Annotated in this window: 9 protein-coding genes; 1 reads left to right on the top strand and 8 read right to left on the bottom strand. The window is 74.2% G+C overall.

Features of this window, described 5'->3' with window-relative positions:
• Window positions 1–113 precede the first annotated feature (113 nt).
• Window positions 114–1,214 carry a citrate synthase 2 gene (locus tag ACIBEA_RS40535; protein WP_385774945.1) on the top strand — a complete coding sequence of 367 codons (1,101 nt, stop codon included), beginning with the start codon at window positions 114–116 and terminating at the stop codon, window positions 1,212–1,214.
• A gap of 31 nt (window positions 1,215–1,245) precedes the next feature.
• On the opposite strand, the gene ACIBEA_RS40530 is transcribed toward ACIBEA_RS40535, so the two are convergent.
• The 8 genes from ACIBEA_RS40530 to ACIBEA_RS40495 all read right to left on the bottom strand — a co-directional run bounded on the left by ACIBEA_RS40530 (window position 1,246) and on the right by ACIBEA_RS40495 (window position 11,413).
• On the bottom strand, window positions 1,246–1,878 hold the full coding sequence (locus ACIBEA_RS40530) for a TetR/AcrR family transcriptional regulator (RefSeq protein WP_399268810.1): 633 nt from the start codon (window positions 1,876–1,878) through the stop codon (window positions 1,246–1,248).
• Window positions 1,866–2,603: an enoyl-CoA hydratase family protein gene (locus ACIBEA_RS40525; RefSeq protein ID WP_399268808.1), complete on the bottom strand. Its 738-nt coding sequence runs from the start codon at window positions 2,601–2,603 to the stop codon at window positions 1,866–1,868. Before ACIBEA_RS40525 ends, ACIBEA_RS40530 begins: the two co-directional genes overlap by 13 nt.
• Before the next feature lie 24 nt (window positions 2,604–2,627).
• Window positions 2,628–3,791: an acyl-CoA dehydrogenase family protein gene (locus ACIBEA_RS40520; protein WP_399268806.1), complete on the bottom strand. Its 1,164-nt coding sequence runs from the start codon at window positions 3,789–3,791 to the stop codon at window positions 2,628–2,630.
• Window positions 3,788–5,812, bottom strand: a complete 2,025-nt coding sequence (locus ACIBEA_RS40515; RefSeq protein WP_399268804.1) for a biotin carboxylase N-terminal domain-containing protein — start codon at window positions 5,810–5,812, stop codon at window positions 3,788–3,790. The genes ACIBEA_RS40520 and ACIBEA_RS40515 overlap by 4 nt, the downstream gene beginning before the upstream one ends.
• Window positions 5,813–5,820: 8 nt before the next feature.
• Window positions 5,821–7,419: an acyl-CoA carboxylase subunit beta gene (locus tag ACIBEA_RS40510; RefSeq protein ID WP_399268802.1), complete on the bottom strand. Its 1,599-nt coding sequence runs from the start codon at window positions 7,417–7,419 to the stop codon at window positions 5,821–5,823.
• A complete protein-coding gene (locus ACIBEA_RS40505; RefSeq protein ID WP_399268865.1) occupies window positions 7,416–9,083 on the bottom strand; it encodes an acyclic terpene utilization AtuA family protein in 1,668 nt (555 codons plus the stop codon). The genes ACIBEA_RS40510 and ACIBEA_RS40505 overlap by 4 nt, the downstream gene beginning before the upstream one ends.
• Before the next feature lie 74 nt (window positions 9,084–9,157).
• Window positions 9,158–9,982, bottom strand: a complete 825-nt coding sequence (locus tag ACIBEA_RS40500) for a TIGR03084 family metal-binding protein (protein WP_399268800.1) — start codon at window positions 9,980–9,982, stop codon at window positions 9,158–9,160.
• A 105-nt stretch (window positions 9,983–10,087) separates the two neighbouring features.
• The gene (locus tag ACIBEA_RS40495) at window positions 10,088–11,413 is read right to left on the bottom strand and encodes an MFS transporter (protein ID WP_399268798.1); all 1,326 of its coding nucleotides are present in this window, start codon (window positions 11,411–11,413) and stop codon (window positions 10,088–10,090) included.
• Between the last annotated feature and the right edge of the window lie 318 nt (window positions 11,414–11,731).

Genomic DNA, 11,731 nt, shown 5'->3' with positions numbered 1-11,731 from the left:
GGTCCACCCGAGGGTGACCATCGGCCCTGCCGGGCATCAACGGGGATGACCGCGCCGGACCGCGAATCACGCCGGGAGCCGCGCGTGTTCGCATCTATCTGAGGAGCCGCCTGATGTCCGACTTCGTACCCGGGCTCGAAGGGGTCGTCGCGTTCGAGACCGAGATCGCCGAGCCCGACAAGGAGGGCGGATCGCTCCGCTACCGGGGTGTCGACATCGAAGACCTGGTCGGTCACGTGTCCTTCGGGAACGTCTGGGGACTGCTGGTCGACGGTGCGTTCAACCCGGGGCTGCCCGCCGCCGAGCCCTTCCCGATCCCGGTGCACTCCGGGGACATCCGCGTCGACGTGCAGTCCGCGCTCGCGATGCTGGCGCCGGTGTGGGGCCTGAAGCCGCTGCTGGACATCGACGAGCGGACCGCCCGTGACGACCTCGCGCGCGCGGCCGTGATGGCCCTGTCGTACGTCGCCCAGTCCGCCCGCGGCCAGGGCCTGCCGATGGTCCCGCAGAGCGAGATCGACAAGGCCGAGTCCGTCGTCGAACGCTTCATGATCCGCTGGCGGGGCGAGCCCGACCCCAAGCACGTCAAGGCCGTCGACGCGTACTGGACCTCGGCCGCCGAACACGGCATGAACGCCTCCACCTTCACCGCCCGGGTCATCGCGTCCACCGGCGCCGACGTCGCGGCCGCGCTGTCGGGTGCCGTCGGCGCCATGTCCGGGCCGCTGCACGGCGGGGCGCCCTCGCGGGTGCTGGGCATGATCGAGGAGATCGAGCGCAGCGGCGACGCCGTGGCGTACGTGAAGAAGGCCCTGGACAAGGGCGAGCGGCTGATGGGCTTCGGTCACCGCGTCTACCGCGCCGAGGACCCGCGCGCCCGCGTGCTGCGCCGCACGGCCAAGGAGCTGGACGCGCCGCGCTACGAGGTGGCGGCGGCGCTGGAGAAGGCCGCGCTGGAGGAGCTGCACGCGCGGCGCCCCGACCGGGTGCTCGCGACCAACGTGGAGTTCTGGGCGGCGATCATGCTGGACTTCGCCGAGGTCCCGGCGCACATGTTCACCTCGATGTTCACCTGCGCCCGCACGGCCGGATGGTCCGCGCACATCCTGGAGCAGAAGCGCACGGGCCGCCTGGTCCGCCCCTCGGCGCGCTACGTGGGCCCGGGCACCCGGGAGCCCCAGGCCATCGAGGGCTACGCCGACATCGCCCGCTAGGACACCCCGCACCCCTGCGGCCCGCCCCGGGTCAGTCCCGGGGCGGGCCGAGGGCGGTGTCGAGGATGGCCGCCCACTGCGTGACCACCCGGGCCCGGCGGGCGGTGTCGTCGGTCAGGACGTTCGCCAGGCCCAGCCCGCGCGCCATGTCGAGGAATCCCTGGACGCTCTCGCGCACCCCGGGCACGGACTCGTCGGCGCCCAGGAGTTCCACGGCGATGCGGTGGGTCTCGCGCCCGACCCGTGCCTCAAGTTCGACGACCGGGGGCCGCAGCTGCTCCTCGTTGGAGGCGGCCACCCACAGCTGGAGCGCGGCCCGGAAGAGCGCGCCCGTGTAGAGGTCCACCACGGCGTGGACCACCTCGGCGCGCGGCGCCGGGCCCGCCTGGAACAGCTCGCGCAGGGCGGTGGACCGCTCCTCGGCGACGTACTGGACGGCGGCGGTGAACAGCGCCTCGCGGGTGGGGAAGTGGTGCTGGGCCGCGCCCCGGGAGACGCCGGCCCGTTCGGCGACGACGGCGACGGTGGAGCCCGCCCAGCCGTGCTCGGCCAGGCAGGACACGGCCGCTTCCAGCAGGTGACGGCGGGTGACCCTGCTGCGGGCCTGCTTGGGTCCCGCGGGTCGGCGGGGACCGCTGTGCTGCGGGTCGGTCAGGACGTCCACGACGGGTCCCGGCGCTCGAAGAGGGCGGTGATGCCCTCGCGGGCCTCCGCGGAGCCGAAGAGGGTCGCGGACAGCGCGGTCAGCCGCTCCCCGTCCCGCTCCAAGGCTGCCCGTACGGGTGCGGTGACCAGCGCCTTCGAGGCGGCGAGGCCCTGCGGCGAAGCTCTGCGCAGACCCGCCAGGACCGGTTCGAGGGCCTGGTCGACGTCGTCGGCGTGCAGGGTGAGCAGGCCGATCCGGGCCGCCTCGGCCGGTCCGAAGCGCTCGGCGGTCAGGAAGTAGCGGGCCGCGGCCCGCGGGTCGAGCCGGGGCAGCAGCGGGATCGAGATCACCGCCGGGGCCAGGCCCAGGTGGCTCTCGGTGAAGGCGTACGAGGACCGCGGCCCGGCGGCGGCGATGTCGCAGGCCCCGAGCAGCCCGAGGCCACCGGCCCGGACGTGGCCGGTCACCCGGGCCACGACCGGTGTGGGCAGTTCGGCCAGCTCGCGCAGCAGGGCGAGGAAGTCCTCGGGCGCGAAGGGGTTCTTCAGGTCCGCACCGGCGCAGAAGGTGGTGCCGGTGTGGGTGAGGACGATGGCCCGGACCGCCGGGTCCGCACCCGCCGCGGCGAGGGCCGCGCGCAGCTCGCCGACGAGTTCCGCGGAGAGCGCGTTGCGGTTGCCCGGCGAGTCGAGCGTGAGGGTGGTGATGCCGCTGGTGTGCGCGGATCCGACGATCGGGGTCATGTCCGTTCCTCCGGCCGTTCCGTTCTAGTAGGACTTGGGCAGGCCCAGGGTCTGGTGCGAGACGAAGTTGAGGATCATCTCGCGGCTGACGGGTGCGATGCGGGCCACCCGGGAGGCGGTGATGAGGGAGGCGAGTCCGTATTCGCGGGTGAGGCCGTTGCCGCCCAGGGTGTGGACGGACTGGTCCACCGCCCGCACGCAGGCCTCGCCGGCAGCGTACTTGGCCATGTTGGCCGCCTCGCCGGCGCCCATGTCGTCGCCGGCGTCGTAGAGATGGGCGGCCTTCTGCATCATCAGGCGGGCCAGCTCCAGCTCGATGTGGGCGGCCGCCAGCGGGTGGGCGACGGCCTGGTGGGCGCCGATGGGCTCCTTCCACACCTGTCGGGTCTTGGCGTAGTCGACCGCCTTGGCCAGGGCGTAGCGGCCCATGCCGATGGCGAAGGCGGCGGTCATGACGCGTTCGGGGTTGAGTCCTGCGAAGAGCTGGAGCAGGCCCGCGTCCTCGTCGCCGACCAGGGCCCCGGCGGGCAGCCGCACCTCGTCCAGGACCAGTTCGAACTGCTTCTCGGCAGCCTGGAGTTCCATGTCTATGACCGAACGGGTGAAGCCGGGGGTGTCGCGGTCCACGATGAACAGGCAGGGCTTGAGGCGTCCGGTGCGGGCGTCCTCGGTGCGCCCGACGATGAGGGTGGCGTCGGCGATGTCCACGCCGGAGATGAAGACCTTGCGCCCGGACAGCACCCAGTCGTCGCCGTCGCGCCGCGCGGTGGTGGTGATGCGGTGGGAGTTGGATCCGGCATCGGGCTCGGTGATCCCGAAGGCCATGGTCCGGCTGCCGTCGGCGAGGCCGGGGAGCCAGGCCCGCTTCTGCTCTGCGGTGCCGAAGCGGGCGATGACCGTGCCGCAGATGGCGGGCGAGACCACCATCATCAGCAGCGGGCAGCCCGCGGCGCCCAGCTCTTCGAGCACGATGGAGAGTTCGGCGATGCCTCCGCCGCCGCCTCCGTACTCCTCGGGGAGGTTGACCCCGAGGTAGCCGAGCTTGGCGGCATCGGCCCACAGCTCGTCGGGGTGGCCGCCCTCGCGGGCCACCCGGGCGAGGTACTCGCGGCCGTAGCGCTGCCCGAGGGCGGCGACGGCCGCGCGCAGGGCGCGGTGTTCTGCTGATTCCACAACGGCGTTGCTCATGCGGGCGGTTCCTCCTGGACGACGGCGAGCAGGGCGCCGAATTCGACCTGGCGGCCGAGGGCGGCGTGGAGCGCGGTGAGCGTGCCGGAGGCGGGCGAGACGATGCGGTGCTCCATCTTCATGGCCTCCAGCCAGAGCAGGGGCTGCCCGGCGGTGACGGCGGAGCCGGTGGCAAGGCCCTCGGCGATCCGCACGACGGTGCCGGGCATGGGGGCGAGCAGAGATCCCGGTTCGGTGCGGTCCTGGGGTTCGGTGAAGCGGGGTCGCCGGGTCAGGGTGTGCGCGCCGAGCGGTGAATCGACGTACACCTCGGGGCTGTTCGATTCGTGTTTCACGTGGAACATCCGGCGGACGCCGTCGACTTCGAGGGTGACCGACTCGGGACCGGTGGCCACGACGCGGACGCCGGGCTGGTCCACGAGCTGCGGGGGCCCGTTGCGGGCCGCATGGTAGCGGACCTCGTACGTCGTCCCGTCCACGGTGTAGCTGCGGCTCTGTGGCTGGGACGGCACGTTGCGCCAGCCGCCGAGCCGGCCGGCGAGCGGCGCTCCGGCGGCGGGGGCGGCCTCCGCGAGGGCGGCGGCCAGGGCCGCCCGAGCAGCGTCCGGGGCCGCCGCGGTGAGCTCGGCGAGGTGGCGTTCGTAGAAGCCGGTGTCGAGGCGCGCGGCGGTGAACTCCGGGTGGCGCAGGGAACGCACCAGCAGGTCCCGGTTGGTGGTGAGCCCGTGGATGCGGGCCCGGGCCAGGGCGCGGGTGAGCGCGCGGACGGCTTCCGCGCGGGTGGGGGCGTGGGCGATGACCTTGGCGAGCATCGGGTCGTAGTGCACGCCGACGGTGTCGCCGTCGGCGAAGCCCGTGTCGATCCGGATCCCGTCCCCGGGGACGGACAGGGTGTGCAGGACCCCGGCCTGCGGGCGCCAGTCCCGGGCCGGGTCCTCCGCGTACAGCCGGGCCTCGACGGCGTGGCCCTCGGCCCGCGGCGGGTCCAGGGGCAGCGCCCGTCCTTCGGCGATGCGCAGTTGGAGGGCGACGAGGTCGATGCCGAAGACGGCTTCGGTGACGGGGTGTTCCACCTGGAGGCGGGTGTTCATCTCCAGGAAGTACGGGCGGCCGTCGGCGGTGACGAGGAACTCGACGGTGCCCGCGCCCTGGTAGGACACTGCGCGGGCGGCGGCGACGGCGGCTTCGCGCAAGGTGGCGCGCAGGCTCTCGGGGAGGGCGGGGGCCGGGGCCTCCTCGATGACCTTCTGGTGGCGGCGCTGGAGGGAGCAGTCCCGGGTGCCCAGTGCCCAGACGGTGCCGTGGGCGTCGGCGAGGACCTGTACCTCCACGTGCCGGCCGCGCTCGACGTAGGGCTCCGCGAAGACCTCGCCGTCACCGAAGGCGGACCGGGCCTCCGCGGCGGCGGCTTCGAGCTCCTCCTTCAGGGAGTCGAGGTCGCGGACGACCCGCATGCCCCGGCCGCCGCCGCCCGCGGCGGCCTTGAGGAGCAGCGGCAGGTCCGCGGCGGTGGCCGCGGCCGGGTCGACCGGGTCGAGCAGGGGGACCCCGGCGGCGCGCATCAGCTCCTTGGCACGGGTCTTGGAGGCCATGGCCTCGATCGCCTCGGGCGGCGGCCCGATCCAGAGCAGCCCGGCGGCGCGCACGGCCCGGGCGAAGTCGGCGTTCTCGGAGAGGAACCCGTACCCGGGGTGGACGGCGTCGGCACCGGCGGCGAGGGCCGCCCGTACGAGGAGTTCGCCGCGCAGGTAGGTCTCGGCGGGGGCGGCCCCGGGCAGCCGGACGGCCGCGTCGGCCTCCCGCACGTGCAGGGCCCCGGCGTCGGGGTCGGCGTACACGGCGACGGTGTCGAGGCCCAGGGCGCGGGCGGTGCGGAAGATCCGTACGGCGATCTCCCCGCGGTTGGCGACGAGCAGCGAACCGATCGTCTTGGGCGCGGCGAGGTCGGACGCGGTGGGCTCGAACACCGTGGGCTCGGACGCGGCGGACCCGGGTGAGGTGGGCTCGGGTGAGGTGGTCATGTGGGGGCTCACATCCGGAAGATGCCGAAGCCGCCACGGGCGCCCTCGACGGGGGCGTTGTGGACGGCCGAGAGGCACAGGCCGAGGATGGTGCGGGTGTCGCGCGGGTCGATGACCCCGTCGTCGTACAGCCGCCCGGACAGGAACATCGGCAGGGACTCCGACTCGATCTGCTGCTCCACGAAGGCCCGCATCCCGGCGTCGGCCTCGTCGTCGTACGGCTGCCCCTTCGCGGCGGCCGAGGCGCGCGCGACGATCGACAGCACGCCCGCGAGCTGCTGCGGTCCCATCACCGCGGACTTCGCGCTGGGCCAGGCGAAGAGGAAGCGGGGGTCGTAGGCCCGCCCGCACATGCCGTAGTGCCCCGCGCCGTAGGAGGCGCCGATGAGGACGGACAGGTGCGGGACCTTCGAGTTGGACACCGCGTTGATCATCATCGAGCCGTGCTTGATGATCCCGCCCTGCTCGTACTCCTTGCCGACCATGTAGCCGGTGGTGTTGTGCAGGAAGAGGAGCGGGATGTCGCGCTGGTTGGCGAGCTGGATGAACTGGGCGGCCTTCTGCGACTCGGCGCTGAACAACACGCCCTGGGCGTTGGCGAGGATGCCGATCGGGTAGCCGTGCAGGCTCGCCCAGCCGGTGACCAGGCTGGTCCCGTACAGCGGTTTGAACTCGTCGAAGTCGGAGCCGTCGACCAGCCGGGCGATGACCTCGCGCGGGTCGAAGGGGGTCTTGAGGTCGGACGGCACGATGCCGAGCAGGTCCTCGGCGTCGTACAGCGGTTCCTGCGCCGCCGGCGGCTCCGGCCGCGCCTTGCGGTGGTTCAGGCGGGCCACGATCCGTCGGGCCCGGCGGATCGCGTCCTCCTCGTCGACGGCGTAGTAGTCGGCGAGGCCCGAGGTGCGGGCGTGCATGTCGGCGCCACCGAGGGACTCGTCGTCGCTCTCCTCGCCGGTCGCCATCTTGACCAGCGGCGGGCCGCCGAGGAAGACCTTCGACCGGTCCTTGATCATCACGGTGTGGTCGGACATCCCCGGGATGTAGGCCCCGCCCGCCGTGGAGTTGCCGAAGACGACGGCCACCGTGGGGATCCCCTCGGCGGAGAGCCGGGTGATATCCCGGAAGATCGCCCCGCCGGGGATGAAGATCTCCTTCTGGGACGGAAGGTCGGCGCCGCCGGACTCGACCAGGCTGATGCAGGGCAGTCGGTTGGCCCGCGCGATCTCGTTGGCGCGCAGCGCCTTCTTCAGCGTCCACGGGTTGGAGGCACCGCCGCGCACCGTCGGGTCGTTGGCGGTGACCAGGCATTCGACGCCCTCGACCACACCGATCCCGGTCACCATCGAGGCGCCCACCGGGTAGTCGCTGCCCCAGGCCGCGAGCGGGGACAGCTCCAGGAACGGGGTGTCCGGGTCGAGGAGCAGCTCGATCCGCTCCCGGGCGAGCAGCTTGCCGCGCGCCCGGTGCCGGGCCGTGTACTTCTCGCCGCCGCCCGCGAGCGCCTTGGCGTGCTCGGCGTCGAGGGCCTCGATGCGTTCCAGGGCGGCGGCCCGGTGGGCCAGGTGGTCGGGGTCGCGGGTGTCGACGCTGGTGCCGAGCCGGGTCATGGGCGGCTCACCTCCGAAGGGGGTGCGAGAGGGGGGAGAAGGCTGACGGGGACGTCCAGGTGGCGGGCGCGCAGCCACTCGCCGAGCGCCTTGGCCTGCGGGTCGAAGCGGTGCCCGGAGGCGACGCCGTCGCCGAGGATGCCGGTGACGACGAAGTTCAGGGCGCGCAGGTTCGGCAGGTCGTGCCGGGTGACCGGCAGGGTGCGGGTCTCGGGGAGCAGCTCCCGGAACAGGTCGACGGTGAGGGTGCTCCGCAACCAGTCCCAGGCGTCCGCGCTCTCCGCCCAGACGCCGACGTTCGCGTCCCCTCCCTTGTCCCCGCTGCGGGCCCCGGCCACCAGCCCGAGGGGCGCGCGGCGGGTGGCGACCTGCCCCGCGGGGGCTCCCCGGGTGCCCGGGTCGGGCGGGACCGGCAGGGGCGGCAGCGGGGCGGCCGGCGGCGCCGCTGGCCCGGGCGCCGGGATGGCCAGACGGCTGCCGTCCGGGAGCACCGCCACGTGGGGGACGGTGGCCGCGGGCAGCTGCCCGGAGCTGAACACCCCGTACGGCTGGGCCGGTCCGGGCGGGGCCGTCACGTGGAAACCCGGGTAGCTGCCGAGGGCCAGCTCGATCGCCGCCGAGGTCAGGGCCCGCCCGACCCGGTCGGCGGAGGGGTCCCGGACCACCAGCCGCAGCATCGCGCTCGCCGCTTCCTCGGTCGACGCGTCCGCGTGATCGGTACGGGCGAGGGTCCAGCCGACGTCGGCCACGCCCTCCAACACCCCGGCCAGCTGGGCCCGTACGAGCTCCGCCTTCGCCTCGATGTCGAGGCCGGTCAGGACGAAGACCACCTCGTTGCGCCAGCCCCCGATCCGGGTGACGCCGGTCTTCAGGGTCGGCGGCGGTGCCTCGCCCCGCACCCCGCTGATCCTGACCCGGTCCGGGCCCTCCTCGCGCAGCCGCACGGTGTCGAGGCGGGCCGTCACGTCGGGGCCGAGGTAGCGGGCGCCCTGGGTCTCGTAGAGCAGCTGCGCGGTGACGGTGCCGGTGGTCACCGCGCCGCCCGTGCCGGGGTGTTTGGTGAGGGTGCAGGAGCCGTCCGCCTCGATCTCGGCGAGCGGGAAGCCGGGGCGGGCCATGGCCGCGTGGCGGGTGAAGAAGGAGTAGTTGCCGCCGGTCGCCTGGGTCCCGCACTCCAGGACGTGCCCGGCGACCACCGCTCCCGCCAGCCGGTCGTGGTCCCCGGGCGACCAGTCGAACCACCAGGCGGCGGGGCCGCTGACGAGCGCCGCGTCGGTCACCCGGCCGGTGACGACGACGTCCGCGCCCGCCCGCAGGCAGGCCGCGATCCCGGCGCCGCCGAGGTAGGCGTTGGCGGTCAGCACCCCTTCGGCGTAGGGCATCACGTCATCGCCCTCGACGTGCGCGACGCGCACCGGCACGCCGGTCTTCGCGGCCAGTTCGCGCACGGCGTCCGCGAGGCCGGCCGGGTTGAGGCCGCCCGCGTTGGCGACGATCCGCACGCCCCGCTCATGCGCGAGGCCGAGGCCCTCCTCCAGCTGGCGCAGGAAGGTCTTCGCATAGCCGAGGCCCGGGTCCCTGAGCCGGTCGCGGCCGAGGATCAGCATGGTCAGCTCGGCGAGGTAGTCCCCGGTCAGGACGTCCAGCTCGCCGCCGGTCAGCATCTCGCGCACCGCCGAGAACCGGTCGCCGTAGAAGCCGGACGCATTGCCGATGCGCAGGGCGCGCCGCGCCCCGCTCACGCGGGACCGCCGCCCGGCTCGCGGCCGGGACCGGCCGGGCCCGCGAAGGCCTGCGCGATGTCGAGCCACCGCTCGGCGTCGGCGCCCAGCGCCCGTACGCCGAGGTCGGCGCGGTGCGCCCGCTGGGTCACCAGCAGGCAGAAGTCGAGGGCTGGCCCGGTGACGCGCTGCGGGGCGTCCGGGGGCCCGTACGTCCACGCGCCCGCCCCGTCGGGGGCGGTCAGCTCCACCCGGAACTCCTCGGCGGGAGCGGGCAGTCCACGCACCGCGAAGGCGTAGTCGCGGGCCCGCACGCCGATCCGGGCGACGTGCCGCAGCCGGTCGGTGGGCGTGCGGCGCGCCCCGAGCGCATCGGCGACGTCCTGGCCGTGCGCCCAGGTCTCCATCAGCCGGGCGCTGGCCATCGAGGCGGCCTTCATGGGCGGCCCGTACCAGGGGAAGCGCGTGTCGGGCGAGGCCGCGGCGAGGGCCAGGTCCAGGGCGGCGCGCCCGGCCCGCCAGGTGCTCAGCAGCTCCGCGGGCGCGAGCGCGGCCCCTTCGGCCGCGCCGTCGTCGACGAACCGGTCCGGTGCGGCGAAGGCGGCCGCGACCATCTCCGCGAAACCGTCGGCGTCGGTGAGCGCCAGCAGCGCCGCCCGATCGGTCCATGCCAGGTGGGCGATCTGGTGGGCGATGCTCCAGCCGGCGGCGGGGGTGGCCGCGGCCCAGCCGGGGTCGGGCAGCTCGGCGACGAGGAGGTCGAGCTCACGGCCCTCCTCGCGGAGATCGACGTACACCGCTGCTGCGGCGTGTTCGGTGGCGGCGGACGACGGCTCGGGCACGGTGCGCTCCCTCGGGACCCCAGGACACGGCTGTGGGGGGAAGCGTGGCAGCGCACGGGAAAACAATCAAGCATGCTTGCATTATTTGTCCGGAGCGCGCCCCCTTCAGGAACGCGACCGGACCGCAGGGGAGTTGACGCCCTCCAGCGCGTCCAAGCGGCGCAGGCACCCCCGCCGCTGCACCACCGACAGACCCGCCACCGCACCGCCCAGCAGGAGCCAGCCGGCCGGGCCCGCCGCCATGACCGCGCCGGTGAGCAGGAGCGGCCCGGCGGACTTCTGGATGGACTGGGCCATGCCGGCCACGCCCAGGTAGGCCGCCCTGGACTCCGGCGGGGCGAGGGAGACCGCCAGCTCCCAGGAGCTGACCGAACGGATCAACTCGGCCGCGGTGACCAGCATCGCGGCGGCGAGCAGGGCGAGCGAGGCGCTCCACGCCCCGCCGCCGGTGGCGGTCGCCAGCACGACGCAGCAGCCGAGCAGGGTGACGCCGTAGAGGAGCGCCACCCCGGCGGCCCGGCGCGGCCCCCGCACCCGGGCCGACACGTGCAGTTGGAGGATGACGACGAGCACGGTGTTGATCGCCAGGAAGGCCGGGACCACGGCGTGCGGCGCCGAGGTGTGGTCCACGAGCCACAGCGGCAGGCCGACGTTGAGGATCGAGTCGTCGAGGCTCATCGGGATGTCCAGCAGGACGAACCGCAGATAGCCGCGATCGCGCCACGGACTGGCGGGGGCGGCGGGCTCGGCGTGCTCGGCCCCCTCGGACCGGGCCACGACGTGGGCGCGGGCCCGGGGCTCGCGGGTGCGCCACACGAGGGCGGCGGCCAGGACGAACGACAGGGCGTTGGCGAGGATCAGGGCGGCGTACGCCCCGCGGGTCCCGACGGCGAGACCGAGCGCCGCGATCCCCGCCCCCACCGCGTACCCGGCGTTCGCCGCACTGCGCGAGAGGGCCTGGTACTCCGCGCGCCGCTCGCCCGCGACGCGCGTGGCGAAGAGCATCTCCAGCGTCTTGGCCGCCCGGTCACCCAGGTAGGTGACCGCGACAACGACCAACAGCACGTCGAAACGCGTGCACACCAGCATCAGACACAGGGTCGCCAACCGCAGGAGGTGGCACCCGATCAGCAGCGCCCGTACGGAGAAGCACCCGGCCAGCCGTCCCGCCAACGGCGACCCGGCGATCCCCGCCACCCCGGCCACCCCCAGCAGCAGGCCGAGCTGCCGACCGTCGAAGCCGACGACGAACGTGAAATACAGGACCGAGGAGGCGGCCCAGACCCCCGACCCGGTGCGGTCCAACAGCTGGCCGAACAACATGATCCGCGCGTCCCGCCCACCCGGCGGCCGCCGCAACCGCGCCCACAGCCCGGCTCCGGGGATGTCCCCCGACTCGACCCCCGACCCGATCCCCGATTTGTCCCCCATCGCGCGCCCCTCCGCTCACCCGCCCACCCAGAAAGTCTCTCGACATCAAGAGACCTGACGGCCGCAGCCTGCCGGACATCTATCTCGACGTCAAGATACTTTCGCAGGGATGGGGGCGGGGCGGGGGCGGGGTGGGGCGGCAGTCGGCGCGGCTTCGCCGCGGGGGGCGGGGGCTTCGGGCGGGGCGGGGTCGGGGAGGTTCCGGGGGCTGCCCGTCAGTTCCACTGTCTCTCCGTGGGGCCGTGACCTGTCAAGGGCGCTCCCTGCGGTCGCGTCGCTGCGCGATGGCCTGCGGCCACCCTTGACAGGCCCCGTCCC

It is taken from the genome of Streptomyces sp. NPDC051555, assembly GCF_044454405.1.
Lineage (GTDB): Bacteria > Actinomycetota > Actinomycetes > Streptomycetales > Streptomycetaceae > Streptomyces.
Note: the sequence above shows the minus strand (reverse complement) of the source record. Positions and strands in the feature narration are given on the sequence as shown.